The following is a 25,778-nucleotide window of genomic DNA, read 5'->3' as shown; positions in this document are numbered from 1 at the left end:
GTGTGGGCGCCCATCATCGCCGGGCGGCACGCAGAGACACTGACCTGGAATACCAGCACGCGCGCCTAGCCGCCCGCAGCGCTCGCATCATGGCCGAGCACCGCTTCCACCGTCTCCCCGTCGCGGGCGCGCAGCCAGTTGTGCGCCCGGGTCGCCGCGAAGGCACCGTGCCCCATCGCGACGCTGATCTGGTCGAGCCCCTCGACCAGATCGCCCGCGCACCACAGGCCGGGAATGTCGGTGCCGAGATGCGCGGTCTCGGGGGCGGTGCCCTCCTCGCCGAGGCCGAGCCCGAGTTGCCGCGCCAGAGCGTTGCGGGGCCGCGAGCCGAGCGCAGGGTAGAGCACGTCGAAGGCGAGAGGCGCGCCGTCGCCCTCGACGTGGAGCTGCATCGCGCGCTCCGTCGGCTCGAAACGGGTCACGGCCCGGCCCAGCACGTGAACGCCCGCCGCCTCGAGCTCGCGCCGTTCCTCGCCGGTCAGTTCGACGTCGCGGCGCGGGATCAGGGTCACGTCCCCGGAATAGCCCCTGAGGAACATCGCCTCGGCCGCGCCCGAGACGTCGCAGCCGAGCACCGCGATCCGCTGGCCGCGATGCTCGAAGCCGTCGCACACCGGGCAGTAGCGCAGCACGCCCGCATCGACCGCCGCCTGGTGCACGTCCTCGGGCAAGGGCGGCTGGTTCTGCGCGATGCCGGTGGCGAGGATCAGCGCGCGGCCCATCCAGCCTTCGCCGTCCGCGCCGGTGAGAGTGAAGAAGCCTTCGCTCGTGCGCCGCGCATCCGTCACATGGGCGGCCACGACCTCAGCGCCGCTATGCTCGGCATGGGCCGTCATCCGGGCGAGGAGATCGGGGCCGGCGATCCCCGCCTCGTGCCCGGGGACATTGTGCGAGAGCGGTATCTGCGCGGCGCGCGGCGTGCCGTCGTGGAGCACCAGCACGGAGCGCAGGAAGCGCGCGGCGTAGAGCGCGGCGGTGAGCCCGGCGGGCCCCGCGCCGACGATGAGGATGTCGTGGATCACGCCGGTGGCTGTGGCGCGGGGCCGCGCGCGGCGCCCTCACCAAGGTTGGTGTCCGGCCCGGTGATGAGCCGCGCCCCGCGCTGGAAGGTGACGTAGCGCCACAGCCACTGGATGCTCACCAGCACGCGCTGTTCGAAGGCGACGAGCAGGTAGACATGCACCACCGCCCACAGCAGCCAGGCCGGATAGCCCTTCAGCCGCCGCCTGCCGAAATCGAAGACGGCGGCGTGGCGACCGATGATGGCGGTGTTGCCGCGGTTGCGGAAGGTAAAGGGCGCGACTTCCCCGCCCTCCCGCAGCTGCCGCGCCAACTCGCGCCCGAGATGCTCGCCCTGCTGCTTGGCGACCTGCGCAAGGCCGGGCAGGGGATCGCCGCTCTCCCCCGGAGCTGCGGCCGTGTCGCCGAGCGCAAAGATGCCGGGATGGCCCTCCACCTCCAGCCGCGCATCGACCGGGATGCGCCCCGCGCGGTCGGGCGTGATGCCGAGCCATTGCGCGGCGGGCGAGGCGCGGATGCCCGCACCCCACACCATCGCGTTCGCTGCAAGGAACTCGCCGGGCAGCTGCACGCCCTGGACGTTCACCTCCTCGACCGCCTCGCCGGTCCGCACCTCCACGCCCAGCGCCTCGAGACGCCGCAGGGCATAGGCTGAGAGTTCCTCGGGGAACGCGGCAAGGAGGCGCGGTCCGGCCTCGACCAGCACCACCCGGGCCTCGCGCGGGTCGATGTGGCGGAAATCGCGGGCTAGCGCGTGGCGGGCGAGTTCGGCGATCGAACCGGCCATCTCCACGCCCGTCGGTCCGCCGCCGATGATCACGCTGGTCATCAGCGCCCGCCGCCGCGCCGGATCGCTCTCGCGCTCGGCACATTCGAAGCCCATCAGCACGCGGGTGCGGATCGCGCGGGCATTGTCGATGGTCTTGAGCCCCGGGGCGTGCTGTGCCCAGGCCTCGTTGCCGAAATAGTTGTAGACCGAGCCGGTGGCGATCACGAGCGTGTCGTAGCCGATGCCCGCGCCGTCACGGGTCAGCACTTCGCGCCCTGCGGTGTCGATGCCCGTCACCTCGGCCATCACCACCTCGGCGTTGCGCTGGCGGCGCAGCATCTTGCGGATCGGCTCGGCAATGTCGGCGGGCGAGAGCGCGGCGGTCGCGACCTGGTAGAGCAGCGGCTGGAAGAGGTGGTAGTTGTTGCGGTCGATCAGCGTCACGGTGACCGGCGCGCGGGCCAGCGCGCGGGCGCAGGCGATCCCGCCGAACCCGCCGCCGATGATGACGATGCGGCGGCGGGCCTGCGGGCCGGCAGGCAGGTCCAGCGGCAGACGTGCGGGGGCGGCATCAGCCATCGTGCTCTCCCTCGCCGGAAGCCGGAACCAGCGGCTTGCGGCCCGACAGGTCGAACGCGCCGCCATGGCCGAGAACGTGCAGCCCGAGGTCGTGCACCGTGATCGGCGTGCCCGGGCGCACCTCCGACACGTTGGAGTAACCCACTCCCCTGCCATCGAGGACATAGGCCGCCCCGGACCCGATGACCGCAAGCCTGCCGTTCTCCACCACCGCCGCCGTGTCCTCGTCGAGCCCGAGGCCGAGCGATCCCGGCGCCGCCGCCAGCGCCGCCACCAGCCGCCCGATCCGCCCGCGCTGGGCGAAGTGCTGGTCGATGATCGTGCCTTCGAGAAGGCCGAGCCCGGGGGCCATCTCCACCGCGCCGCGCCGTCCGCTTTCGTCGCTGTCGCCCGAGACCAGCATGGCCGCGCTCAGCGCCGAGGCGCCTGCGGAGGTGCCCGCGATCAGCCCTCCCTCGCCATGCAACCGCTGGAGCCACGCGTCGACTGCGGTGCCCGCGATCATGCTGGTGAGCCGCGTCTGGTTGCCGCCGGTGAAGAAGATACCCCGCGCGCCTTCCAGCAGGTCGCGGGTTTGCGGCCCGTCCGCTTCGCTGCGCCGGTCGAGATAGAGTTCGACCAGCTCGCCTTCGTGCAGACCTGCGAAGGCAGCCTGATACGCGTCGAAATATCCGGTGCGGGAGGGGCTGGCGGTGGTCGCGATCACCAGCTTGTCGCCGCCGAGCCGCCTTGCGATCGCGGCAAGGATGGTGCGGCGCCCTTCGGGATCGCGATCCTCGTGACCGCCGATGACGAACAGCGGCCCGTTCATGTGCGAGGCTCCTCGTCGCTCCGGAGCCAGATCGCGGGCCCGTCATCGCCGGCCCGCATCAGGGCCACGGCAAAGTGGGAGCTGTTGTGGGCAAAGCCGGGCTGGCCGCTGCGGTCGAGGGCGACCGCTCCCGCCTCGCCCCCCAGCCGCGCGATGCGTGCGAGCGCGCATTCGATCGCCGGCGTCACGTCCATCCGGTCGAGCCTGTCGACGATGCGCGATGCCAGCGCGAGCCGCGCGATTGCCTCGCCGTCGCCCGATAGCGCGACCGCGCCGAGCTCGTTGTCGGCATAGAAGCCGCAGCCCGGCAGCGGACTGTCTCCGACCCGGCCCGCGAGCATCCCCTCGAGCCCCCCGGTCGATGTGCCGGCGGCAAAATCGCCGTCGCTGTCGCGCGCCACCGCTCCGACCGTGTCGCCATCGGCATCGGCGCTCGCCGCGACCCGTAGCCGCTCGTGCCCGTCCTCCGCCCGCATTTCCGCGCCGAAATGCCGTGCGTAGGCGAGCGCGCCGGTGCCGGCGAGCAGGATCTCGCGCTCGTCCAGCACCTCGCGCGCGACACTGACCGGGTGGCGCACCAGCGGCAGGGCAGCGACGGCGCCCACCTGCAGCGTGGCACCGTCCATCAGGCCCGCACACATCTCGATGCCGCCGTCGCGGGTGGTGGCCGAGCCGCGGCCGGCGTTGAAAACCGGACGGTCCTCCATCACCCGGATCGCCGCCTCGACCGCCGCGACGGCCGTGCCGCCCGAGGCGAGTACCCCCGCCCCGGCGCGCACGGCCTCCTCAAGGCCCTCGCGGTTGGCCGCTTCATCCTCGGCGGCGATGGTCTTGGCGCCGCCGTGGACCAGGATCGTCCACCTCGTCTGATCACTCCTCACGCGCCGTGCTCCGCAAGGGCAGCGTGGGACGCCGGAGAGATCGCCTCGGCGGGCCGGAATTCGGTGACCTGCTTCCAGCACCCGGCGACATCGCTGGGCGTCAGCACCAGGAGGTCGCCCGGCCCGGCGAGCGCAAGGCCGATGGCGTTCGCCTCCGGCTCGCTCTGCACCGAGCGCACCGACCCGCGCAGAAAGCCGCTTTCCTCGGCGCCCCGGATGAGCAGGCCGAGCAATTCGCCGCGCGGCCTGCCGCGGGTGACCGGGTCCTCGCGGAACACCAGCTCGTCGAACAGCCGTGCCGATATGCGTGCCATCGCGAGAATGTCCTCGTCGCGGCGGTCACCGGGGACCGAGATCACCCCGATGGTGCGCTGGTAGCGGTGGCGCAGACCCTCGACCACTTCGCCGAGCGCCTCGATCCCCGCGACGTTGTGGGCGTAGTCCATGATCGCCCGGAAGCCGTGTGCATCGTGGACGTTGAGGCGGCCCGGGTTGTTCTCGAAATCCGACTGGAAGGTGCCCAGCGCCGAGCGGATCGTCGGCAGCGAGATGCCGTGCGCTGCCGCCATCGCCGCCGCCGCGAGCGCATTGGCGATGTTGAAGGTGGCAAGGCCGTGGAGCGTCGCCGGGATCGAGGCGGCGGGAAGGACCACCTCGCGAAGGCCCTCGCGGTGGAGCACGATCGTGCCCCCGTCCGGCCCCGGCTCGCGCACCACCGCCGCGCCGCCCGCCTCGATGTGGTCGCGCAGCCACCCCGCCATGTCCTCCTCGCCTCCGGCAAGCGAGAACCAGATCACCTTGCCGCCCGCGCGCCGCGCCATCCTGCGGGTCAGGGGATCGTCGGCGTTGAGCACCGATGCGCCGCGCCGGCGCACGCTTTCGATGATGAGGCTCTTGACCTCGGCGAGCTGCTCCAGCGTGTCGATGCCCTTCAGCCCGAGGTGATCGGCGGTGACGTTGAGCACCGCGCCGACATCGGCCTGATCATAGCCCAGGCCTTCGCGAAGGATGCCGCCGCGCGCGGTCTCGAGGATTGCGACCTCGACGCAAGGGTCGCTCAGCACCATCCGCGCGCTGCGCGGGCCGGTGGCATCGCCCGGCACGATCAGTGTATCGTTGACCCATGCGCCCGCCGTCGAGGTCATGCCGACGATCCTGCCGGTGAAGCGGAAGATGTGGCGCAGCATGCGCGCGGTGGTCGATTTGCCGTTGGTGCCGGTGATCGCGAAGATCGGCACGCGCGAGCGGGCGCCGCGCGGGAAGAGCATCTCGATCACGGGTCGTGCGACATCGCGCGAGGCGCCCTCAGAAGGTTCGAGATGCATCCGGAAGCCGGGTGCGGCGTTGACCTCGATCACCCCGCCGCCGGTCTCGCGCACCGGTGTCGCGATGTCGGGCGCGATGAAATCGACGCCCGCAACGTCGAGCCCGAGCACCATGGCCGCGCGTGCCGCGATGGCGGCATTGTCGGCGTGGACCTCGTTGGTGCGGTCGATGGCGGTTCCGCCGGTCGAAAGGTTGGCGGTGGCGGCGAGCACGACGGTCTCGCCCCTTGCGGGCACGCTGTCGCGGGTGAGCCCGGCCTGCGCCAGCAGGTCCTCGGCCGCCTTGTCGAGCGTGATGCGGGTCATCACCTTCTCGTGGCCCACGCCCCGGCGCGGGTCGCGGTTCACGGCTGCGACGAGCGCCTCGACGGTCGAGATGCCATCGCCCGTGATGGCGGCAGGCACCCGCTGCGCCACGGCCACGACCTTGCCGTCAACCACGAGGATGCGGTGATCGCGCCCGGCGAAGAACCGTTCGACGATGACCTCGCCGCGCCTCGCTTCGGCAAGGGCCGCCGCAAAGCCGGCGCACAGCTGGCGCGGTTCGAGGATGCCGGTGGTGATGCCGCGTCCGTGGTTCCCGTCGCGCGGCTTGGTGACCAGCGGATAGCCGAGCTGGGCGGCGGCGCGCAGGGCCTCCTCCTCGCTCCGCACCACCACCCCCGTCGGCACGGGGATGCCGTGCGCGGCGAGGAGCTGCTTGGTGTAGTCCTTGTCGCCCGCCGCCTCGGCCGCCAGCAAGGCGGTCTTGCCGGTGATGCTGGCGCGGATGAGCTGCTGGTAGCGCCCGTGGCCGAGCCGGATCAGGCTCCCCCGCCCGAGCCGCGTCACCGGGATGCGGCGCCGCTCGGCCTCGTCGACCAGCGCCTGCGTCGTCGGCCCGAGCGCGCGGGCGGCGGCGATCCGGGCGAGCTGCGCGCGCCGCCGGGCAAGGTCGAAGCCGCCCTCCAGCGGTGCGAGCCTGTCCAGACTCCCGATCCCCGAAAGGCGTTCGGGCAGCAGGTCGTCGACCAGTTCCAGCGCGATCCGCCCGGCTGCAAGGCCGACGTCCTCCTCGCGATAGGCGAACATGACGTTGTAGACGCCCGGGCGGCCCTTCACGCTGCGGGTCTTGCCGCGGGTGACGCGGTGGCCGGCCTCGCATTGCAGCTCGAGCGCGACGTGCTCCGCGACATGGCCGAGCCATGTGCCCTCGCGCAGGCGCTCGACGAAGCCCCCGGCGTGCCCGCGGCTGCATCGGTGCCGCGCGAGTCCGGGGAGCATGGCGAGCAGGCGGTCCGCGAAATCCTCCAGCCGCGAGGTCGGCCACTGCTCGAGCTGCCCGAGATCGACCATGAGCCGGATCATCGGCGTGTGGCTGTGATAGTGGGCGCCGCGATAGATCGTGTGATCGCGCAAGCTCCACGGTGCGCGAGGTTCCACGACATACGCGCTGAGATCATCATCCGGCCGACCCATCGGAAATCCTTGGTTTTCCCGAAAGGGAAGAGGAAAGGAGCCGATCATCGCCAGCGCAGGGACGCGGGGCCATAACATCGGTTCCAAAGGGAAGTGTGCGGCAGGAGTGATCACGGCGGGCGCCACTGGTCGGCCATGTTCCGGCAGCGGATGGTCGGGCCCGCACAAGCGGCGAAAAGGTGCGGGCAGGCCTCCCTTGACCCCCTGTCGTCCCCCTGTCGTCCCTTTGTCGTCCCCCGGTCGTTCCTCGCTTCAGCCGATGTTGCACGTCAGACATCGCAAGGTCGTGCGCTGGCGGAACAAACCCTTCCGCCGCTGTCTTGTCCCCCCACCCGGCGCATGGATCATACCGGGACAAGGGAGGTATCAGGATGAACGCGCAACGGGACACGGGCGAAATGGCAGCGCCGGCGCAAGCTCCGCCCGGGCACAGCGCGGCGATGGATTTGCTGGGGGCTCTCGAAAGGCTGGATTACGACTTTCTGGCCCCGACCCCGGCTTCGCATATGCGGGTTCTGGAACGCGAAGGACGCAAGGTGGGCGATAACCTCATGGATTTGCTGGGCTGGAGCCGTCCGTGCCGAAGCGATGGTCTTCCTGATCCCGTGCTGGGGGCGCTCGAGCGGGCGGAGTTCCTGGAACGGCGCGGCGACGGGCTCATAGTCTCGCGCGTCAGGGTCTCGCGGGTGTTCGGCAACCTCTTCATCCATTCGCGCTTTCCCACGGTGGAGCAGGACGCGGTGTTCCTCGGCCCCGACAGCCATCGGTTCGGGGATTACATCCTGCGCAATCTGGAGGGCCTGGCTGGTCCGGTGCGCATCCTCGACTACGGGGCAGGGGCAGGCGTCGGCGGCATCACCGCCGCGACCCATCTGCCCGGCGCAAGCCTGACGCTGGCGGACATCAACCCCCGCGCGCTGGCGCTCGCCGGGACGAACGCCGCCCATGCCGGGATCGACTTCGTTCTTGAGCAGGTGCGATCCCCCGACGAGCTTGCAGGCGGTTACGACCTCATCGTCATGCACCCGCCTTTCATGATCGACACCGAGCGGCGCGCCTACCGGGACGGCGGCGACCTGTTCGGCGGCAGGCTGTCGCTCGACTGGGCGCTCGGCGGGATCCGCCTGCTGGCGCCGGGAGGCCGGCTGGTCATGCATACGGGCGTTTCGATCGTCGCGGGCCGCGATGTGGTGCGCGATGCCTTAGCCGAATGCCTGCCGGGCGCGGATTACACGCTCGACTACCGCCTGCTCGACCCGGACATCTTCGGGGACGAGCTCTCCGGCGCGGCCTATGCCGGCGTCGATCGCATCGCGGCGGTGGGCCTGCGCATCGACCGCCGTCCATGAGCAAAAGGGGCTTCGCGCTCAACACGCCGCCTGTTCGCCTGCTGGCGGCGCTCGCCGGCGGGCTCGTCGCGGGCACGGTGGCGAACGGCAGCGGTTACGAGGCGGACCTTCTGGCCGTGGCCCGGCCGGTCGGCAAGCTGTGGCTCAACGCCCTCACCATGACGGTGGTGCCGCTGGTCACCGCGCTGCTGATCGCTGGCGTCTACGAGGCGGGCCAGAGTGGCGGCAACGCCATTTCGCGCCGCGCTCTGGGATGGTTCGCACTATTGCTCGCAGCCGCCGCGCTGATCGGCGGGGGCGTTGCAATGCTGCTGCTCGAAGCGTGGCCCATGCCGCAAGGTGCGGACCGGCTGGTCGGCGGCACGGCCCCTCCTGCGGCGAGTGGCGAGGGCGACTGGGTCGACGCCATCGTCCCTGCCAACATCATCGCCGCAAGCGCCGAGACCGCGATGGTGCCGCTCGTGCTCTTTGCCATGCTGTTCGGCTTCGCGCTTGCCCGGATCGAGCGCGAACTCGGTGCCGGGCTCGCACGCGTGTTCCGCGCCGTCGCCGATGTGATGCTGGTGATCGTCGGCTGGGTGCTGTGGATCGGGCCTCTGGGCGTGTTCGCGCTCGCCTTCGGGGTCGGGATCGCGCTCGGGGCGGGGGCGGCGGGAGTGCTGCTCCACTATGTCATCGTGATCATCGCGGTGTGCCTGTCGATCGCGCTGTTCATGCACCTGTTCGCCGCCATCGCGGGCCGCATTGGGATGCTTGCCTTCGCCCGGGCGGCGCTGCCGGCGCAGGCCGTGGCGATGAGCACCCAGTCCTCGCTCGCCTCGCTGCCGGTGATGGTCGCCGCAGCGCCGCTGGTGAAGGTCGACGGCGCGAGCGCGGGGATCGTCCTGCCGCTAGCCGTGTCGCTCTTCCGGGCCGCCAGCGCCGCCGCCAACGTGGCGGTCGCGGTCTATCTGGCGCAGGTCCACGGTGTGCCGCTCGCTCCCGCCACCCTCGTCATAGGTGCGCTGGTGGCGGCGGCTGTCAGCGTGGGCGCCGTCGGCCTCCCGGCGCAGGTATCGTTCTTCGCCGTGATCGCCCCGGTGTGCATCGCGATGGGCGTTCCGGTGACGCTGCTCCCCTTGCTGCTCGCGATCGAGACCCTGCCCGACGTGTTTCGCACGCTCGGCAACGTGACAGCCGACATGGCGGTCATGCGGCTAGCAGGAGGGCCGCCCGAAACTAACGCATAATGCAAACCTCCCGCATGGCCGCGGGTTAGGCGAGGCGTCAGGTTACGGCCGTTCACATCCTGCAGCCTTCGAGGTGCCGCCCTCCTCCGCCGGTTCCACCGGAAGAGTGCGTGTCGCCGCAAACCCGCGAGAAAGGAAAGCGAATGGCCGCGACGCATGCGTCTGACCGTCTCAGAATCCTCGACCCATTGCGGGCAGTGGTCATCGCGGGAGCCCCGCCCCTGTTCCTCGGCGCCCTGCTCGCCGACTGGGCCTATTCCGCGACATACGAGGTGCAGTGGACGAACTTCGCCTCCTGGCTGATCGCCGGAGGGCTGGTGTTCGTCGGCCTCGCGCTCGTCTGGACCGCCATCGAGGCGCTGCGCGGCGCTGGATGGATCGCCCCCGGTCTGCTGGCAGCCACGTTCGTGGTCGGCTTCGTCAATGCGCTGGTCCATGCCAAGGACGCATGGGCGGCGATGCCGACGGGGCTGATCCTCTCGCTGATCGTGCTGGCGCTCGCACTTGCGGCGATCTGGGCGGCCTTCACAAGGCTGCGCGGGCGGAGGCCGGCATGACCAGAGCTCTCCCGACCCTCGCCGCAGCCGTGCTGCTCGCGCATTGCGCCGGCGACCCCGAGGCAACGCAATACGGCCCCAACCCGGACCTGCCCGCCCAGCAGCGCGGCCTCGTGCCGAGCATGAACATCGCCAGCCCCGCCGGCTGGGGCGACCGGCGGCCAGTCGTGCCGGAAGGCTTCGCGGTGACTCCGATCGCCAGCGACCTGAAAATCCCGCGCCAGAGCCTCGTGCTGCCGAACGGCGACATTCTCGTGGCGGAGGGCATGGGCGGCAGTGCCCCGGTGCTGACGCCCAAGGACCTGATCGCCGGCTACATCAAGAAACAGGGCACCAGCCCGGTGAAGGGGGGCGACCGCCTGACCCTGCTGCGTGATGCCGACGGTGACGGCCGCTACGAGGGGCGCGCCGTCTTCGCCGAGAACCTCAACGCTCCCTATGGGCTTGCGCTGATCGGCAACCGCCTGTTCGTCGCCAACCAGGACGCGATCGTGCGTTTCGATTACGAGCCGGGCCAGACGCGCACGAGCGGCCCTCCGGTGAAGCTCGCCGACCTGCCCTCGGAAGTGAACCACCACTGGACCAAGGCGATGACCGCCAGCCCCGACGGGCGCTTCCTCTATGTCGGGATCGGCTCCAATTCGAACGTGGGCGAACGCGGCATGGAGGTCGAGGAGAACCGTGCGATGGTCTGGGAGGTGGACGCCGAGACCGGCGCCGCACGGCCTTTCGCCACCGGATTGCGCAACCCCACGGCGCTCGCCGTGCAGTCGGGCACCGGCCAGCTGTGGGCGGTGGTGAACGAGCGCGACGAGCTTGGCGCCAATCTCGTGCCCGACTACCTGACCACGGTGCGCGAAGGCGCCTTCTACGGCTGGCCTTACGCCTATTGGGGACCAAACGTCGATACGCGGGTGCAGCCGCAGCGTCCCGATCTCGTCCGGGCAACCGTAAGGCCCGACTATAGCCTGCAATCGCACACAGCGCCGCTCGGCCTCGCCTTTTCGGTGCCGGCCATGGGAGCGGGCTACGAGGAAGGCGTCTTCGTCGGGATGCACGGGAGCTGGAACCGCAACGAGCCGGTCGGATACAAGGTCATCTTCGTGCCCTTCCGCGGGGGTCGGCCCGCCGGACCGCCGGTCGATTTCGTGGCTGGCTTCCAGGCGGACGGCGACACGATGGGCCGCCCGGTCGGCGTGACGGTCGACCCGCGCGGGGCGCTGATCGTCGCAGACGACCTCTCGAACACGATCTGGCGCGTGACGCCGCCGGCGCGCACCGCTGCGCGCTGACCACCGCGGCGCTCGCCGCAGGACTGGGAGAACGGACATGGTGCAGGCGGGCCTGCCGCAGTGGCTGCCGTATTGCGGCGCCGCCCCGGAGCCGGGCGAGTGGCTGTCGCGCTGGAACCTCGACCCGTGGCTGCTGCTCGGGCTCGTCGCCATGCCGCTGATCTTCCGCGCCGGGCTCGGCCGGGGCGGCCGTTCGCGTCAGGCCTTCATTGCGGGCTGGATGCTGGCAGCGGTGCTGTTCGTGTCCCCCTTCTGCGCGCTAACCTCGGCGCTGTTCGCGGCGCGCACGGTGCATCACATCGTGCTGGTGGGCGTGCTGGCGCCGCTTGTTGCGGTTGCGATGCCCCCGACCGTCCGCGCGCCGGGGGGGCTGGCTCTGTGGACGGCCATCCATGCCCTCGTCTTCTGGGCGTGGCACGCGCCCGATCTCTACGCGGCCGCCTTGTCGAACCATACGCTTTACTGGGCGATGCAGGCGAGCCTGCTCGGGAGCGCCCTGCTGCTGTGGCTGAAGCTGCGCGCCGCCGAGCCACTCGCCGCCGTCGCGGCGCTGCTGGCGACGATGGTGCAGATGGGCCTGCTCGGCGCTCTCCTGACCTTTTCGCGCGCGCCGCTCTATGCGCCGCATTTCGGCAGCACCGGTGCCTGGGGTCTGGCACCGCTCGAGGACCAGCAGCTCGCGGGCCTCATCATGTGGGCGCCGGGGGCGGGACTCTATCTCCTCGCCGCCGCCGCGATCCTCGCCCGCTGGCTCGCCGGCGAGCGGGTGGCGGAGGCGGCATGATCGAGCGGCTGCGCGCCTGGGCCCGCCGGTGGACCGAGCGCGGCCACTACACCCCCGTCGGCATCGCCTTCCACTGGATCATGGCGTTCCTGGTGCTGTTCCAGCTCGGCTGGGGCTGGTACACGGGCTTTCTGTGGCCCGGCGGGGACAAGCTCTTCGCCTACGAGGTACACAGCGCTGCGGGGCTGCCGGTCCTGCTGCTCGCTGTCGGTCGGGTGATCTGGCGAATGATCATCCCGGGACCTCACAACGATGCCGACACGCAAGGGTGGCAGAGCACCTTTGCCTATGTGATCCACTACCTCTTCTATCTCGCCTTCTTCGGCCTTCCGCTGAGCGGCTGGGCCATGTGGTCCTCGGTCGCCGAGCCGGGGCCGCTCTATCTGGCCGGAGCGATCCCCTGGCCGCGCATGCCCTTCGAGGAATTGCCGCTGACGCTGCGCTGGAGCATTCTCGACTGGGCCGAGGACGTGCACCGGCTGCTTGTCTGGCTGCTCATGATCATCGTGCCGCTCCACGTCGGCGCGGCGCTGAAGCATCACTTCTGGGATCGTCACGATGTGCTGCGGGGGATCCTTCCGCAAGTGCCGGACGCCGAACACCCCCGGGAAGCCGGGCGGCAAAGTCAGACAGTTCCGCGATCTCCCGGTTGGTCAGATGCCGGCTGATCTGCAGCATCACGTCTCCCGGATCGGTCCGCCGCTTCGCCACCTGCCACTGATGCAGCTGGCGGGCGAGATAGGCCGCCGGTTGCCCTGCAAGCGCGGGATTGGCGGGTCCCATTCCCTGTCCGGCATCGCCGTGGCAGGCTGCACAGGGCTGCAAGCCGCGCGAAGGATCGCCGCGCTGCCAGAGGACGGGCGCCGGAGGCAGGACGGCCTCGCGTTCAGGCTGGTAGGGAAGCGCGGCATAGTAGGCCGAGACGGCGAGCTGCTCCGACTGGTCGAGCCTGCCGGCGATCCAGCTCATCTGTGCGTGCTGCCGCCGTCCATCGGCATAGGCGCGCATCTGCCGTTCGAGATAGCCGACATCGAGCCCCGCCAGCCGCGGAGCGCCGGCCCCGTTCCCGCGCCCCTCCAGGCCATGACAGGTGAAGCAGGCATTGGCCGCACCCGCACCGGCTCCGCTCAGGGCGATGATCTCGCCGGTGGCCGCGAACCGGCGATCGGACGCATCGTCGACGTCGGCGCAAGCCGCGATTGCCGGCAGCAGCAATGCGACCCGGGCCCGTCCGCAGGCACGCAGGAAACTCACCCGGGGGGGAACATGGCCGGCATGGCAAAGGTTCCGCAGCCACCCCTTCGCTCCGACCTTCTGCCGGGAGTTGCCGTGCCGAAAGCTGCCGCCTCGATCCTTCTGCTGGTGCTCGCCGCCTGCAAGCCGCCACCCGAGGAGCGCCATTACATGCCCGGAGCCAGTCCCGAGCGTGGACGCGACATCATCGTCAGGGTCGGTTGCGCCAGCTGCCATACCGTGCCGGGCATCCGCTGGCCCCAAGGGAAAGTCGGGCCGTCGCTCCACGGTTTTGCCGCCAGCAACCTCATCTCGGGCCGGCTGCCGAACCGGCCGGACGTGCTCGCGGCCTATGTCGCCAACGCCCCGGCGGTGCTGCCGGGCACCACCATGCCGGCCATGCCGATCAGCGAAAGGGAGGCGCGAGATGTGGCAGCATATCTCTACACGCTCGAGCCTTGATCCCCTGCTGAAGGGCTGGCCGCCGCCGGTGCTGGACCCAGCCGGGCCCTTCGCGGGCTCGATCGCGGTGCTGAGCTGGGTGCTCTTCGCCATGGCCGTCCTCGTGCTCGGCGTGGTCCTCGCGGCGCTGTGGGTGGCGCTGTTCGGACCGCCGGCATTGCGAGCGAAGCTGGGTGGCCAGACCTTGATCTGGATCGGCGGCGTTGCCTTCCCGCTGGTGGTGCTCACCGCTCTGCTCGTCTACGGCCTGTCACTGACCCGCAGCCTTTCCGAAGCGCCGCCGCCGGGCACGATGCGCGTGGCCGTAACGGGGGAGATGTGGTGGTGGCGCGTTGCCTACCTCGACCAGCAGGGCGAGGTGATGCTGCACGACGCAAACGAGCTGCACATCCCTGTCGGCGAGACGGTCGTGATCGAACTGCGGTCGGCCGACGTGATCCACAGCTTCTGGGTGCCGCGCCTGTCGGGCAAGCTCGACATGATCCCGGGCCGCGTCAACCTGATGAAGATCAGGGCGGATGAGCCGGGGACCTACGGAGGGCAGTGCGCCGAATATTGCGGCGGGCCGCATGCGCTGATGGGCTTCGTGGTGGTGGCGCACCCGCCCGCCGAGTTCCGGCAGATCATGGCTGCCCGGCGCGAGCGGGACGCCGCTGCCGCAGTCGCAGTCGAAAGCCGCGGTGCCGCCCTGTTTGCCTCGGCCGGGTGCGCCGCCTGTCACCGGATCGCGGGCACGCCGCACAACGGCATGGCCGGGCCCGACCTCACCCATGTCGGCACGCGCCGGACACTGGGCGCGGGCATCCTTGCCAACAACCGCGGCACGCTGATGGGATGGATCGGCAATGCCCAGGCGATCAAGCCCGGCAATCGCATGCCGCCCTATTCCGTGCTCTCAGCCGAGGACATCCGCGACCTCGCGATCTACCTGGAGCAGCAGAAGTGACGTCGGAGACCGGCTTCGATCCGGATCTCTACAACCGTTTCCCGACCAGCGAACCGCGGCCGGAGGGGGAACTCGACGCCCTGAAGCGCATCTGGGCCGCCCCGAAGGGCTGGGCCCGCCTCACCATCGTCAACAACAACTATGTCGGCCTGTGGTATGTGGGCGCGGCCTTCCTGTTCTTCCTGCTGGCGGGCGTGCTGGCGCTGGCGATGCGGGTGCAGCTCGCCTTGCCGCTCCAGGGCATCCTGCCGCAGGACACCTACAACCAGTTCTTCACCATGCACGGCACGGTGATGATGTTCCTGTTCGCGGTGCCGATGATGGAGGCGCTGGGGGTGATGCTGCTGCCGCAGATGCTGGCGGCGCGCGACCTGCCGTTCCCGCGCCTGTCCGCCTATGCCTTCTGGGCCTATTTCGTGGGCGGACTGTGCTTCTTCGCCAGCCTCTTCGTCGGCCTCGCGCCGGACGGCGGCTGGTTCATGTATCCGCCGCTGACGAGCAAGGCCTACTCGCCCGGCATCAATGCCGATTTCTGGCTGCTGGGCATCGGTTTCATCGAGATTTCCGCCATTGCCGGGGCGATCGAGATCATCGTCGGGGTGCTGCGCACCCGCGCACCGGGCATGACGCTCGCCCGGATGCCGCTCTTCGCCTGGGGGATGCTGGTCTTCGCCGCGATGATCGTCATCGCCTTTCCGGCGGTCATCATGTGCACCCTGTTCCTCGAGCTGGAGCGGGCCCTCAACTGGCCCTTCTTCGACCCGACCCGCGGCGGCGATCCGCTCCTGTGGCAGCACCTCTTCTGGTTCTTCGGCCACCCCGAGGTCTACATCATCTTCCTACCGGCCGCGGCGCTCGTCTCGACGATGATCCCGGCGCTCGCGCGCACCGCGCTGGTGGGGCACGACCTCATCATCCTCGCCTTCCTCGCCACCGCCTTCATCAGCTTCGGCGTGTGGTCGCACCACATGTTCACCACCGGTATGCCGGAACTCTCGGTCGGGTTCTTCGCGGCGGCAAGCATGGCGGTGAGCGTGCCCGCCGGCATCCAGGTGTTCTCGTGGATCGCGACCTTCGCGGTCGGCCGCCCACGCTTCAACACGCCGACGCTGTTCGTGCTCGGCGGGCTCGTCATTTTCGTGATGGGGGGGCTCACCGGCGTGATGGTGGCGATGGTGCCCTTCGACTGGCAGGCACACGACACCTACTTCATCGTCGCCCACCTTCACTATGTGCTGATCGGCGGGGCGGTTTTCCCGCTTTTCGCCGTGTTCTACTTCTGGGTCGGCATGGCGAGCCGCCGTCCGCTCTCGGAGCGGCTGGGCAAGTGGGTGTTCTGGCTGATGTTCCTCGGCATGCACGTGACCTTCCTGCCGATGCACGTGACGGGCTTCATGGGGATGCCGCGCCGGGTCTATACCTACCTCCCCGGGGCAGAGCTGACGTTCACCAACATGCTCTCGACCCTCGGCGCCTTCATCCTCGCCGCGGGCGTGGCGCTGTTCCTCGTCGATCTGGCGCGCAACTTCCGCTTCACCACGGGCGAGGGCGCGGGCAACCGCTACGGCGCGGCGACGCTGGAATGGCTGCCGACCGATCTCTACTCCGCCCGCTCGATCCCGGTGGTCAACAGCCGCTATCCGCTGTGGGACGATCCCGACCTCGCCCGCGACGTCGAGAAAGGGCGCTACTTCCTGCCCGGCGCGCCGACCGGGCACCGCGAGACGCTGATCACCAGTCCCGTCCGCGCCGAGCCCGAATATGTCCAGATCATGCCCGGACCCTCGGTCTGGCCGCTGTTCTCGGCCGTGACGACCGCCGGTTTCTTCCTGCTGCTGACCGTCGAGGCCTACACCCCGGCGATCGCGAGCGGGATCATCGCGGTTTTCTGCGTGCTGCGCTGGCTGTGGGACACCGATCGCCCCGTGGCGGCGGAGGAGGTGGACGTGGGCGCCGGCATCATGCTGCCGACCTATGTCACCGGCTCGCGCACCCACGGCTGGTGGGCGATGGTGATCCTGCTGATCGTGATCTTCATGCTCTTCCTGATGACCGTGTTCAGCTATCTCTATCTGTTCGGCGTGCAGCCGGACTTCTGGCGGGAGCCGCCCGCGCTTGCGACAGCCGCTCCGGTGCTGGCGCTCTATGCGGGGGCGGCGGGGCTTGTCCTGCTCGGACGATGGCTGCTGGCGCGTGAGAAGAGCACCCGGTGGTCGCCTACGACCGCCAGCATGGCCGGAGCCCTTCTGCTGCTCCCGTCGCTTGCCGCGGATTACTGGAGCCTGTCGCCGCGGCTCGATCCGGAACTGAGCGGACAAGGCGCGGTGGCGCATGCCTTTCTCGCCAATCAGCTGATGCTCGCTGTCGTCGCAGCGCTCATGGCGGCGTTTCTTGCCGGCCGCACCAGCCGCGACCTCGTCACCCGTCCGCGCAACAACACGGTCGATCTCATCACCCTCTTCGTCCTCTACGCCGCCGCGCAGGGGAGTGCCGCGGCGCTGATCGTTCGCCTCGTCACCGGAGCGGACTGATGCGCACCTGGAGGTTCCTGCTGGGCGGCCTGGTGGTGTGGACCGTCCACTTCTTCGGTGCCTATGCGATCGCCAGCATCTTTCCCGAGCGCATCCTTGTCGCCCGGCTCCTCGCCGGGGCGCTCACCCTGGCCTGCCTTGCGGCGCTGGTCTGGCTCACCCGGCGCGGCCTTGCGGCAATCCGGCGGGAAGGTGACGAATTCTCTGGCTGGGCGGCAATGCTCGCCACGCTGGTGAACGCCATCGCCCTCGTGGCTGTGTTGTGGCAGGCGTTTCCGATCCTGTTCGTGGGAGGCTGACGCTCCGCCAGCAAGGGACGCGGGAGCCGCCTCGGTCCTTCCTCGGTGAACGCCACCTCGCCGCGAGAGGCGGAACATTCCGGCGTGCAGACGCCTAAGGCATGCCATGCGAAGCAGCCCGCCCGGAGACGACCTGCGCCAGGGTGCGAAAGCATCCTCGCTCCGCCGCCATCTGCTGCTGGTGATCGCAGCCGCCGCCCTCTTCTGGCTGCTGCGCGAAGCCTATCCTGTCCTGATGCCAGCCGTGACAGCGCTGCTGCTGGCTTTGGGCGTCTGGCCACTCGTTGCCGCGATCAGCAACAGGGTTCCTCGACCGGTGCGCTGGCTCGGGCCCTTGGCGGGAACTCTCCTGGTCCTCGCGATCCTCGTCGCCTTTTTCACCGGGGTGGGGTTCGCCGCGCGCAGCATCTACCGTCTGGCCCGCGACATCGGCCCGCAACTCGGCGCGCGGCTCGAAGATCTGCCGTTTGCCTTGCCCGGCCCTCTGGGTGCCGGCTCCGGCCCGAGGGAGGAGGGGATGGAAATCGGCGGGCAACTGGCGTCCAGCGCGCTGACGATTCTCGACCTCACGGCCAGCACGCTGGGCGGCATCGTCCTTATCCTGTTCCTGATGCTCCTGATGCTCACCGAAGCGCCCAGCATCAAGGCGAAGATCCGTTCGATCTCGAGCGGGCGGGGCAAGGGGCAGGTCTGGCGCGCGATCGCACGGTCGGTGGGAACCAAGTTCCGCGCCTATTTCATCACCCGCCTGCTGCTGGGCGTGCTGACCGGGCTTCTCTACGCCGGGTTGCTGCTGGTGTTCGGGGTGGAATACGTCCTGCTCTGGGGCCTGCTCACGGTTCTCCTGAACTTCATCCCCACGGTGGGATCGCTCATCTCGGGAACCTTGCCGACCATCTATGTTTTTGTCACCCGCGATCCGGGAACCGCGCTCGCGGTCGGCGCGGGGCTGCTGGTGATCGAGCAGGTGATCGGCAACTTCGTCGATCCCAGGATCACGGGTCGCCGCCTCGCGATCTCGCCGCTGGCGGTGCTCCTGGCACTCGTCTTCTGGACGCTCCTGTGGGGTGTTGCCGGAGCCTTTCTGGCGGTTCCCCTGACCGTTCTGGTGACCGCCGTCATGATCCATTTCGAACGCTTCAAGCCCGTCGCACTGTTCCTCACCGATTGCGACGATCTGGAGGATCTCGAGAGATTTGATCAGCGCGACTGAGCTTTTCGGACTTGGCCCCGGACACGCGTGCCGGCCCGGTGAATTAAACCGCGCGCCTCGCTCGTTTCCTGTTCGACCGTCCCGCCCGGGGCGGAAGGTCCAGGAAAGGAGACACGCAATGAAGCTTGCAATCGCCACACCCGTCATCGCGCTCGGCATGCTGGCGGCCGCCGGCCACGCCGCCGTCGGCGACCTCTACGAGGAACGCCTTGCCCGCGAGGAGGAGCGCCGGATCATCACCAGCCCCATCGCCGGCATCCAGAACAGCCTGTGGTTCGACTACCGCATCGACATCACCGAGGCGCAGAAGGAACTGAGCGCCGACCTGCGCCGTGCCAGCGACATCGAGGACCTGCGCGATGCGTGGGAGGAATACGGCCGCGAACTGCGCAAGGAGCGCAAGGACTATGTCGAGGCGATGGCCAAGCGCGGCTATCGCATGGGCACCGTGACGGTGGACTGATCCGCCGCATCACAATCGACAACGAGGCACCGGGGAGGGGTCGGCAGAACTGCCGGCCCCTTTTCCGTGAGTCCTCGATCAGGGCTGCCAGCCCCTCCGGCGAGCCGCCTCTTCACCTGCTGCATCGAGCGCGCCGCCTGCGGCCATGTCCTGCGCCGCGGCGAGCAGGTCGGCCTCGCTGCCGGCCTGGCGGAACTCGGTCGCCGGTGAGTCACCGAGTGCGAACTGGCGTTCGATCTTCCATCCGGCCCCGTCGCGACAGGCGATCCCGCCCGTCTCCCCGGAGCGGTAGGCGCGGCACAGGTTCCCGCCCTCGCGTTCGAAGCTCAGAAGGATGCGGGTCGGCGCGTCGGAGGCTTGCGTGGCGGCCAGCTGGGTGTCGAGCACCGCCGCGAGCTCACCGCCAGCGTAGCCCTCCTGCGCGGGGCTCTGCCACGGCTGCCACAGCGCGAGGATCAGCGAGGCGGCGAGCGCGGGACCGGCGAAAGGCGCCCAGCGCCGGACGGCGGGCGGGAGCCCTCGCTTGCGGCGTTCGGCGGCAAGGCTGGCCACCTGCGGCTCCCCGGCGGGCGCCGTATCGCCTGTCCCGGTCAGGAGCGCCGCCAGATGCGCCGGCACCGGCTGCTCCGCGAGGGGCGCGTAATGCGCGGCGAGCCTTGCCTTGAGTGCGCGGTGGTTTTCGATCTTGCGCGCGAGCGCCGGGTCTGCGGCCATGGCAGCTTCGACCTCGGCCATGCCGGCAGCATCGAGCTCGCCATCGGCATAGGCCGCCAGCATCTCCTCGGTCACGCTCATTGCCCGTCCTCCAGCATCGCCATCAGCGCGTCGCGCCCGCGCACCAGCCGCGAATTGAGCGTGCCGACGGGGCAGCCGACGATTTCGGCCGCTTCCTTGTATGACCAGCCCTCGACCATCACCAGCAGCACCGCCTCGCGCTGGTCGTCGGGCAGGCGGGCCATCGCGCGGTCGACCATCGACAGTTCCACCGCAGCTTCCTGCGCGCCTTCTCCGCCCACCGAAAGACCCGCGTCCTCGTCCACGAAGGTCTCGCGGCGACGGGTGGTGGCCCGGCCCTCGTCGATGAAGATGTTGCGCATGATCCGGTACATCCAGCTGTCGAGCCGCGTCCCCTCCTGCCACTGGCTGCGGCGGGCGAGGGCGCGCTCGATGGTCATCTGGCACAGATCGTCGCCATCGGCCCGAGACCCGGCAAGCCCGATCGCGAACCGCCGCAAGCGCGGCAGCAGGGCGAGCACCTGGTTCTCGAAGCTCTGTGACAGCGTTCCGTGCCTTTCTTGAGGATGAAACGGATGGCCTCGTCCGTTTCATCCATGCTTAAGGCGATATGGAGGATCGAGACAAGGATGCGACACATTACCCGCCTTCGCATGATGATCGGCTGTGCCGCGCTGCTGACGGCTCCGGCGTCGGCACAGCTTGCGGTGCCCGGCGTGCCGGTCGGCGTCCCGCCTGTGGGAGGGGTGCTCGGCGAGGTGACGGACCGACTGGATCGAACCCTCGACACTGCAACCGAACTGACCGGGCGCGAGGCGCGGCAGCTCCTGCGGCTCCGGGACCGTGCGCTCGACCGGCTGCTGCGCGCGAACCCGCAGGCGATCGAGCGCGATGCGGCCGGCAATCTCGCCCGGCGCGGCGAGTTGCTGGCGAGCGGGTTGGCCGAGGCCGACCTTCGGAAGCTGGAGGCGGCGGGCTTCCGGGTGCTGGCGCGCGAGGAGCTGGAGGGGCTCGGCTTCTCGGTCGTGCGCCTTGCGGTTCCCCGTGGCCTGAGCCTTGCCGAGACGCAGGCGCGTGCCGCAGAGCTTGCCCCGGGTGTGGCTCTGGACGCGGACTCCCTCCACTTCGAGGCAGGCGCATCGTCACGGCCTGCCTCCCTTCCGGTCGCCGCCGCGGCTGCTTCCGCTGCGCCGGTCGGCGTGAAGGTCGGCATGATCGACGGCGGGAGCGGGAAGGGCGTGACGGTCGCGGCGCTGAAGGGCTTTGCAACCGGCGCGCCGCACCCGTCCGATCACGGCAGTGCGGTCGCGAGCCTGCTCGAAAGGCACGGCGCCGCGCGCCCATTCGTCGCCGATGTCTATGGCACCGACCCTGCGGGCGGCAATGCGCTCGCCATCGCGAAGGCGCTCGGATGGCTGACCGCGAGCGGCTGCAAGGTGGTGACGATCAGCCTCGTCGGCCCCCGCAACGGGATCGTCGAGCGTGCGGTCAGGGCGGCGCAGGCGAAAGGCGTGGTGGTGGTCGCGGCGGTCGGCAACGACGGTCCTGCCGCCCCGCCTGCCTATCCGGCCTCCTATGCCGGCGTGCTGGCGATCACCGGGGTCGACCGCAAGGGCCGCGCGCTGATCGAGGCCGGAAAGGCGCACCATCTCGACTATGCCGCGCCCGGAGCAGAGGTCCATGCCCTGAGCGCGAAAGGGGCCGGCAAGGTCTACCGCGGCACGAGCTTCGCCGCACCCCTGGCAGCCGTGCGGGTTGCCGCCGCAGTGGCGCAGGGGGGCGACTGGAGAAGCACGCTTGATCGCGAGGCCCGCGACCTCGGCAAGAAGGGCCCGGACGAGGTCTACGGCCGCGGCGTGCTGTGCGAGAGCTGCGGCAGGCGGAAGTAGCGCGCCCCGCCCGGCGTTGGATTAAACCCCGCGCCCCGTCCGTTTCCTTCATGTGCGAGCGACAAGAGCCTCGCTGCAAATGAGGAAAGGATACGGACATGAAGACTATCGTTCTGATCGCCAGCGCCTTCGCGCTTGTCCCCGGCCTGGCCCAGGCCCAGCTGCTCGGCGGCGGCGGGCTGGGAAGCGGCCTCGGCGGGGGGCTCGGAGGGACCGTCGGCGGCACGCTGGGCGGCACCATCGAGCGCACCACCACCACCGTGCGCGGCACGGTCGACAGCACCGTGAGCGGCCGGGGTTCGACCCGCGGCAGCCAGTCGGTCGATGCGCGCAAGGGGACAGTCCGGGCTGAGCGCAGCGCCGAGGGCTCGATCGCCGGCTCGACCGCGAGCCTCGCCGATCTCGTCGTGCCCCCGGTAGGCAGCATGGCGCAGGCGAGCGGCAGCGGTTCGGGGAGGGGGCAGGGCAGCGCCAATGCGCAGCTGATCGGCACCGACGCGGTGACCGGCACACTCGCGCCGGTGGCAGGTCAGGCGAAGAGCCTCGCCGCCAACGCCGCCGGCACTGCCAAGGGCGCCGCGGGGCAGACGGTGCAAAAGGCCAAGGGCCTCGCTTCGCAGGCGGCGTTGCCGGCCGGGGCGGGCGGTCAGGGCAGCGGCTCGGCTTCGGGCAATGCCTCGCTGGCGAACCCGCTCCTCGCGGCCGCCGGGAGCGCCGCTGCCGCCGGCGAGGGCACCGTCGAGGTCTCGCGCGGGATGCCGGTGATGACGCCCGAGGGCGCCTCGCTCGGCAAGGTGCGCGAGGTGATCGCCAACGGCCGCGGCGAGGTGGAGCAGGTGGTCGTCAAGCAGGGCAAGGTGACGCGGGCCCTGCCGGCGGGCATGTTCAGCGCCTCCGGTGGCGCGCTGATCGCCGGCGAGGCGCAGGCAAGCGGCCAGGGCCGTGCTGCCGATGCCGCGCCTGCGCAGGACGGTGCGCCGCACTGACCGGAAAGCCATCGCCGGCTCTGGTGACGGTGCCGGGTTCGAGCCTCGGAAGGCGGCTGCGGAAGCAGCCGCCTTTTGGCGCGAAGTTTACAAAGTTGACAGTGTAAACTTCGCATTCCTACAGGAATTCTATCACGAATTCAGACGGATGATCGGCAAAACCGAAGTTGACACTGTGTTTTGCGTTTTCACCGCCGGGGGCGCGTGCGCGGAAGGGGCGGACGATGCGAAAGAGCCGTCCTGCCCCATAGCGCGCGCCGCCAGTAGGAAAATGCGCGAGGCCTGCGAGGTGCCCCGCGCGTTCCCCCCTCAACGCTGGCGCAACGCGAGGCCAGCGACCCCGGCGGCGATCGCGACACCCGCCAGCGAGGCCAGCGGGCGGCTGCGCATCATGGTGTATAGGCTGGTGCGGCGCATTGACTGTTCGCCGTAGATCTGGCCCTCGCCGCCGCCCCTGTGAAAGCCGCCGCCCTCCTCGGGCCGCTTGGGCCGGTCCTTGTCGAGCGCGGTCTTGTAAAAGGAATAGGCGAAGAGCTGATCGGACAGGTTGGGAAACAGCGTGGCCAGCAGGGTCATCGCCCGGCCCGAGCCGCCGATGATCATGTCGCGCGTGGGATGTTCGGCGGCGCGGCAGATGGCCTTGGCGACGATGTCGGGCGAATAGACCGGCGGCGGCACCTTGGAACGGTCATCCATCGTGTTGAGCGCGTGTTCTCCGAAAGGCGTGTTGATGCCCGAGGGCTGGATCAGCGTCACCGAAACCGGCGCCTTTTCGTGGATCAGCTCCAGCCGCAGGGAATCGATATAGCCCTTCACCGCATATTTGCTGGCGGTGTAAGACGACAGCACCGGCGCGGGCATCTGCGAGGATATCGACCCGGTGGTGATCAGCGCGCCGCCGTTCTTCTTCAGATGCGGCAGGGCCTCGGTGGCGCAGTGGACGACGCCCCAGTAATTGGTGTCGAACAGCTGGTGGTGGTCCTCGTCCGAGAGCTCCTCGAGCTTGGCATAGACGCCGACGCCCGCATTGCTGACCCAGGTGTCGAAGCCGCCGTGGCGTTCGATCACCTCGGCGACGGCGGCCTTCACCTCCTCGCGGTTGCCGACATCGGCGCTGATCGTGTCGCAGCGCCCGCCTTCGGCGCGGATGCGGTCGGCGGCGGCCTTCAGGCCGTCCTCCTTGCGGGCGATGATGACCACGTTGGCACCGCGCTTGGCCGCCATGCGCGCGGTCGCGAGGCCGATTCCGGACGAACCGCCGGTGATGACGATGGTCTGCTGGTCGATGGGCTTGAGTTTCATGGGAGCTCCTGGGGCAAGGTGCGCGGCGGGGCGCGGTTGCGTTCTTCGCACAGGAGACAGGCAGGCGGCCCCCTCACGCCTTAACCTGGGGCAGGCCGCGCGGTCGGTCGTGCCCGGGATCGGACGGGCACCTGTCGCAGGGCGGCGAGGGCGGTTTGCGCGGGCCTCAGCGCCGGCAACGCTGCGCATCGCCCGCGGCGGTGCGGATCGCGAAGGCGTTCGGGCGGCGCGTGAAGACGAGGTGGGATTGCCAGTTGCTCCGCCCCGCGCTCACCGTCGCCGCGCCCGCCACCTTGCCCTGCGGATCGACCAGAACGATCCTGTCCGGCGCGAGTGCAATCGCCGCGATCCCGCTATCCTCGCAGCGTACCGGCTGCCGGGCGAGGGCCGGATCGAGCGGGCGCAGCAGAGCGAGCCGCTCGCGATACGCCGCCTCGGCACAGGCGCGGTGATCGGCGGCAAAGGCGCAGCGGCTGCGGCGCAGGAACCACTTGTCCTGCGCCTCGATCCAGCGCGAGGCGGCAGGCGGCCCCGCCTCGGCCAGCAGGACGGCCACCTCGCTGTCGAGCGCCCGCAGGGCCGGATCGGCGCACACCAGCTGATCGGTCGCGAAGACGGGCGCGCGGCAATCGGCGGTGTGCTGTTCGGCCGGAGGAGGCACGGGCGGCGCCTGCGCAATGGCCGGGGCAGGGGCCAGCAGGGCGAGGCTGGCCGCCGCCATCACTGCCGCCACCCCCCGCATCCTCAGGCGCTCGCCGGACGCAGTGCGGGCACGTCCCTGGCGCGGCTCCAGAAGGGCAGCACCACATGGCCGCGCTGCACGGCCTTGTAAGCGAGGTAGGCCCCGGCGCTCGTCGCGATGATGCAGGGAACGAGGCTCGCTTCGAGCCCGAAGCCGCCGCCGGTCATCAGATCGGGGCCGGTGAACACCGTCTTGAACAGGCCGGGTTGCGCGATGCTGCCCGAGACCACCCCGCCGAACACCGCCGACTGGGTGTAGTTCCAGGCGATGTGGAAGCCGATGCCCAGCCACAGCCTCCGGGTCAGCATGTAGGCTGCCGCCAGCAACAGGCCGGCCTCGATGCTGATGAAGATCGCGCCGGTCAGCGTCGCGTCCGGGTTCATCAGGTGCACGAAGCCGAACACCACCGATGACACCGCCACCGAAATCCAGCTGCCGAGCCATTCCTCGACGATCCGGTAGAGCGCGCCGCGGAACAGCAGTTCCTCGAGGAAGCCCGCGCTGCAGGCCTGGTAGAGCGCGGGGATCATGACCACCACCGGGTTCATGCCCTCGATCCTCCCGTAGCCGAGCACGATCAGCACCAGCACGCCGAGAGTGTAGAGCCCGGCCCCCACCACCATGCCGATCCCCAGCTCCTTGAGGCCCGGGCTCAGGGACAGATCGCTGACCTCGCGGCGCTCGATGAACCGACCGAAACCGACATAGATCCACATCGCCAGCGCGACCATGCCGGCCACGGCGAAAGCCGCCGCCAGATCGACGCCCCTGGTCAGGTCGAGGAAGGCATTGCTGAATCCGAGGCAGTAGAACAGCGGGTAGCCGAGCAGGAACAGCCTGATCGGCGGGAATTGCAGGATGCGCAGCCACAGCGGCGCCGGTTCGGCGTGTTCGGTCATGACATGATCCCCCTTGTCATTGGT

24 protein-coding genes and 1 pseudogene are annotated in these 25,778 nt (G+C 69.9%); 14 read left to right on the top strand and 11 right to left on the bottom strand.

Going from position 1 to position 25,778, the window contains the following annotated elements:
- Positions 1-65: 65 nt before the first annotated feature.
- From ACMX37_RS12480 to cphA, 5 genes are read right to left on the bottom strand one after another with little or no spacing between them, the layout of a single operon-like run.
- Positions 66-1,022, bottom strand: coding sequence for an NAD(P)/FAD-dependent oxidoreductase (locus ACMX37_RS12480; protein ID WP_483146234.1), 957 nt, complete (start codon positions 1,020-1,022; stop codon positions 66-68).
- Entirely contained in the window at positions 1,019-2,368 is a 1,350-nt protein-coding gene (locus tag ACMX37_RS12475) for an NAD(P)/FAD-dependent oxidoreductase (RefSeq protein ID WP_483146233.1), read from the bottom strand. The genes ACMX37_RS12480 and ACMX37_RS12475 overlap by 4 nt, the downstream gene beginning before the upstream one ends.
- A complete protein-coding gene (locus tag ACMX37_RS12470; RefSeq protein WP_483146232.1) occupies positions 2,361-3,179 on the bottom strand; it encodes a cyanophycinase in 819 nt (272 codons plus the stop codon). The genes ACMX37_RS12475 and ACMX37_RS12470 overlap by 8 nt, the downstream gene beginning before the upstream one ends.
- Positions 3,176-4,060, bottom strand: coding sequence for an isoaspartyl peptidase/L-asparaginase family protein (locus tag ACMX37_RS12465; protein ID WP_483146231.1), 885 nt, complete (start codon positions 4,058-4,060; stop codon positions 3,176-3,178). Before ACMX37_RS12465 ends, ACMX37_RS12470 begins: the two co-directional genes overlap by 4 nt.
- Positions 4,057-6,843 (bottom strand): cyanophycin synthetase, encoded by a 2,787-nt coding sequence (gene cphA / locus ACMX37_RS12460; protein ID WP_483146230.1) that lies wholly within the window; start codon positions 6,841-6,843, stop codon positions 4,057-4,059. Before cphA ends, ACMX37_RS12465 begins: the two co-directional genes overlap by 4 nt.
- Before the next feature lie 371 nt (positions 6,844-7,214).
- On the opposite strand from cphA, the gene ACMX37_RS12455 reads away from it, so the two are divergent.
- The 6 genes from ACMX37_RS12455 to ACMX37_RS12430 all read left to right on the top strand — a co-directional run bounded on the left by ACMX37_RS12455 (position 7,215) and on the right by ACMX37_RS12430 (position 12,722).
- A complete protein-coding gene (locus tag ACMX37_RS12455) occupies positions 7,215-8,192 on the top strand; it encodes a methyltransferase (protein ID WP_483146229.1) in 978 nt (325 codons plus the stop codon).
- Positions 8,189-9,421, top strand: coding sequence for a dicarboxylate/amino acid:cation symporter (locus ACMX37_RS12450; RefSeq protein WP_483146228.1), 1,233 nt, complete (start codon positions 8,189-8,191; stop codon positions 9,419-9,421). The genes ACMX37_RS12455 and ACMX37_RS12450 overlap by 4 nt, the downstream gene beginning before the upstream one ends.
- Before the next feature lie 143 nt (positions 9,422-9,564).
- A complete protein-coding gene (locus ACMX37_RS12445) occupies positions 9,565-9,978 on the top strand; it encodes a hypothetical protein (RefSeq protein WP_483146227.1) in 414 nt (137 codons plus the stop codon).
- Positions 9,975-11,270, top strand: coding sequence for a PQQ-dependent sugar dehydrogenase (locus ACMX37_RS12440; protein WP_483146226.1), 1,296 nt, complete (start codon positions 9,975-9,977; stop codon positions 11,268-11,270). Before ACMX37_RS12445 ends, ACMX37_RS12440 begins: the two co-directional genes overlap by 4 nt.
- A 37-nt stretch (positions 11,271-11,307) precedes the next feature.
- Positions 11,308-12,054: a cytochrome c oxidase assembly protein gene (locus tag ACMX37_RS12435; protein ID WP_483146225.1), complete on the top strand. Its 747-nt coding sequence runs from the start codon at positions 11,308-11,310 to the stop codon at positions 12,052-12,054.
- Positions 12,051-12,722: a cytochrome b gene (locus ACMX37_RS12430; RefSeq protein WP_483146224.1), complete on the top strand. Its 672-nt coding sequence runs from the start codon at positions 12,051-12,053 to the stop codon at positions 12,720-12,722. The genes ACMX37_RS12435 and ACMX37_RS12430 overlap by 4 nt, the downstream gene beginning before the upstream one ends.
- Positions 12,723-12,807: 85 nt before the next feature.
- On the opposite strand, the pseudogene ACMX37_RS12425 reads toward ACMX37_RS12430, so the two are convergent.
- Positions 12,808-13,455: pseudogene (locus tag ACMX37_RS12425) on the bottom strand (c-type cytochrome); the annotation flags it as partial.
- Positions 13,456-13,458: 3 nt separating this feature from the next.
- Here ACMX37_RS12425 and ACMX37_RS12420 point away from each other — a divergent pair.
- The 6 genes from ACMX37_RS12420 (at position 13,459) to ACMX37_RS12395 (ending at position 19,201) form a co-directional block, all read left to right on the top strand.
- Positions 13,459-13,749 (top strand): c-type cytochrome, encoded by a 291-nt coding sequence (locus ACMX37_RS12420; RefSeq protein WP_483146223.1) that lies wholly within the window; start codon positions 13,459-13,461, stop codon positions 13,747-13,749.
- Entirely contained in the window at positions 13,715-14,695 is a 981-nt protein-coding gene (coxB, locus tag ACMX37_RS12415; RefSeq protein WP_483146222.1) for a cytochrome c oxidase subunit II, read from the top strand. The genes ACMX37_RS12420 and coxB overlap by 35 nt, the downstream gene beginning before the upstream one ends.
- Positions 14,692-17,226 carry a cbb3-type cytochrome c oxidase subunit I gene (locus ACMX37_RS12410; RefSeq protein ID WP_483146221.1) on the top strand — a complete coding sequence of 845 codons (2,535 nt, stop codon included), beginning with the start codon at positions 14,692-14,694 and terminating at the stop codon, positions 17,224-17,226. The genes coxB and ACMX37_RS12410 overlap by 4 nt, the downstream gene beginning before the upstream one ends.
- Entirely contained in the window at positions 17,226-17,525 is a 300-nt protein-coding gene (locus ACMX37_RS12405) for a hypothetical protein (RefSeq protein WP_483146220.1), read from the top strand. Before ACMX37_RS12410 ends, ACMX37_RS12405 begins: the two co-directional genes overlap by 1 nt.
- Before the next feature lie 106 nt (positions 17,526-17,631).
- Positions 17,632-18,738, top strand: a complete 1,107-nt coding sequence (locus ACMX37_RS12400; protein WP_483146219.1) for an AI-2E family transporter — start codon at positions 17,632-17,634, stop codon at positions 18,736-18,738.
- Positions 18,739-18,856: 118 nt separating this feature from the next.
- A complete protein-coding gene (locus tag ACMX37_RS12395) occupies positions 18,857-19,201 on the top strand; it encodes a hypothetical protein (RefSeq protein ID WP_483146218.1) in 345 nt (114 codons plus the stop codon).
- Between the two features lie 78 nt (positions 19,202-19,279).
- Here the strand turns inward: ACMX37_RS12395 and ACMX37_RS12390 are convergent, their stop codons facing one another.
- The gene (locus ACMX37_RS12390) at positions 19,280-19,996 is read right to left on the bottom strand and encodes an anti-sigma factor family protein (RefSeq protein WP_483146217.1); all 717 of its coding nucleotides are present in this window, start codon (positions 19,994-19,996) and stop codon (positions 19,280-19,282) included.
- Positions 19,993-20,457 carry an RNA polymerase sigma factor gene (locus ACMX37_RS12385; protein ID WP_483146216.1) on the bottom strand — a complete coding sequence of 155 codons (465 nt, stop codon included), beginning with the start codon at positions 20,455-20,457 and terminating at the stop codon, positions 19,993-19,995. The genes ACMX37_RS12390 and ACMX37_RS12385 overlap by 4 nt, the downstream gene beginning before the upstream one ends.
- A 108-nt stretch (positions 20,458-20,565) precedes the next feature.
- On the opposite strand from ACMX37_RS12385, the gene ACMX37_RS12380 reads away from it, so the two are divergent.
- Positions 20,566-21,825, top strand: coding sequence for a S8 family serine peptidase (locus ACMX37_RS12380; RefSeq protein WP_483146215.1), 1,260 nt, complete (start codon positions 20,566-20,568; stop codon positions 21,823-21,825).
- Positions 21,826-21,923: 98 nt separating this feature from the next.
- A complete protein-coding gene (locus ACMX37_RS12375; RefSeq protein ID WP_483146214.1) occupies positions 21,924-22,811 on the top strand; it encodes a hypothetical protein in 888 nt (295 codons plus the stop codon).
- A 309-nt stretch (positions 22,812-23,120) separates the two neighbouring features.
- Here ACMX37_RS12375 and ACMX37_RS12370 read toward each other — a convergent pair whose 3' ends face one another.
- From ACMX37_RS12370 to ACMX37_RS12360, 3 genes are all read right to left on the bottom strand, one after another.
- Complete coding sequence (locus ACMX37_RS12370) at positions 23,121-24,113, bottom strand: SDR family oxidoreductase (RefSeq protein ID WP_483146213.1); 993 nt, start codon at positions 24,111-24,113, stop codon at positions 23,121-23,123.
- Positions 24,114-24,279: 166 nt separating this feature from the next.
- On the bottom strand, positions 24,280-24,846 hold the full coding sequence (locus ACMX37_RS12365) for a lysozyme inhibitor LprI family protein (RefSeq protein WP_483146212.1): 567 nt from the start codon (positions 24,844-24,846) through the stop codon (positions 24,280-24,282).
- Between the two features lie 11 nt (positions 24,847-24,857).
- On the bottom strand, positions 24,858-25,754 hold the full coding sequence (locus ACMX37_RS12360; protein WP_483146211.1) for a CPBP family intramembrane glutamic endopeptidase: 897 nt from the start codon (positions 25,752-25,754) through the stop codon (positions 24,858-24,860).
- Positions 25,755-25,778: the final 24 nt, after the last annotated feature.

It is taken from the genome of Porphyrobacter sp. THAI-01a, assembly GCF_056868655.1.
The sequence above is the reverse complement of the archived record's forward strand: the minus strand, read 5'-3'. Positions and strand labels throughout refer to the sequence as shown.

Excerpts from the sequence above, each read along its gene's own strand:
- ACMX37_RS12370 (WP_483146213.1), bottom strand. The coding sequence starts at position 24,113 with ATGAAACTCAAGCCCATCGACCAGCAGACCATCGTCATCACCGGCGGT.
- ACMX37_RS12475 (WP_483146233.1), bottom strand. The coding sequence starts at position 2,368 with ATGGCTGATGCCGCCCCCGCACGTCTGCCGCTGGACCTGCCTGCCGGC.
- ACMX37_RS12375 (WP_483146214.1), top strand. The coding sequence starts at position 21,924 with ATGAAGACTATCGTTCTGATCGCCAGCGCCTTCGCGCTTGTCCCCGGC.
- ACMX37_RS12470 (WP_483146232.1), bottom strand. The coding sequence starts at position 3,179 with ATGAACGGGCCGCTGTTCGTCATCGGCGGTCACGAGGATCGCGATCCC.
- ACMX37_RS12360 (WP_483146211.1), bottom strand. The coding sequence starts at position 25,754 with ATGACCGAACACGCCGAACCGGCGCCGCTGTGGCTGCGCATCCTGCAA.
- ACMX37_RS12450 (WP_483146228.1), top strand. The coding sequence starts at position 8,189 with ATGAGCAAAAGGGGCTTCGCGCTCAACACGCCGCCTGTTCGCCTGCTG.
- ACMX37_RS12405 (WP_483146220.1), top strand. The coding sequence starts at position 17,226 with ATGCGCACCTGGAGGTTCCTGCTGGGCGGCCTGGTGGTGTGGACCGTC.
- ACMX37_RS12380 (WP_483146215.1), top strand. The coding sequence starts at position 20,566 with ATGCGACACATTACCCGCCTTCGCATGATGATCGGCTGTGCCGCGCTG.
- ACMX37_RS12455 (WP_483146229.1), top strand. The coding sequence starts at position 7,215 with ATGAACGCGCAACGGGACACGGGCGAAATGGCAGCGCCGGCGCAAGCT.
- ACMX37_RS12420 (WP_483146223.1), top strand. The coding sequence starts at position 13,459 with ATGCCCGGAGCCAGTCCCGAGCGTGGACGCGACATCATCGTCAGGGTC.
- ACMX37_RS12390 (WP_483146217.1), bottom strand. The coding sequence starts at position 19,996 with ATGAGCGTGACCGAGGAGATGCTGGCGGCCTATGCCGATGGCGAGCTC.
- ACMX37_RS12445 (WP_483146227.1), top strand. The coding sequence starts at position 9,565 with ATGGCCGCGACGCATGCGTCTGACCGTCTCAGAATCCTCGACCCATTG.
- ACMX37_RS12440 (WP_483146226.1), top strand. The coding sequence starts at position 9,975 with ATGACCAGAGCTCTCCCGACCCTCGCCGCAGCCGTGCTGCTCGCGCAT.
- coxB (WP_483146222.1), top strand. The coding sequence starts at position 13,715 with ATGTGGCAGCATATCTCTACACGCTCGAGCCTTGATCCCCTGCTGAAG.
- cphA (WP_483146230.1), bottom strand. The coding sequence starts at position 6,843 with ATGGGTCGGCCGGATGATGATCTCAGCGCGTATGTCGTGGAACCTCGC.
- ACMX37_RS12435 (WP_483146225.1), top strand. The coding sequence starts at position 11,308 with ATGGTGCAGGCGGGCCTGCCGCAGTGGCTGCCGTATTGCGGCGCCGCC.
- ACMX37_RS12395 (WP_483146218.1), top strand. The coding sequence starts at position 18,857 with ATGAAGCTTGCAATCGCCACACCCGTCATCGCGCTCGGCATGCTGGCG.
- ACMX37_RS12430 (WP_483146224.1), top strand. The coding sequence starts at position 12,051 with ATGATCGAGCGGCTGCGCGCCTGGGCCCGCCGGTGGACCGAGCGCGGC.
- ACMX37_RS12400 (WP_483146219.1), top strand. The coding sequence starts at position 17,632 with ATGCGAAGCAGCCCGCCCGGAGACGACCTGCGCCAGGGTGCGAAAGCA.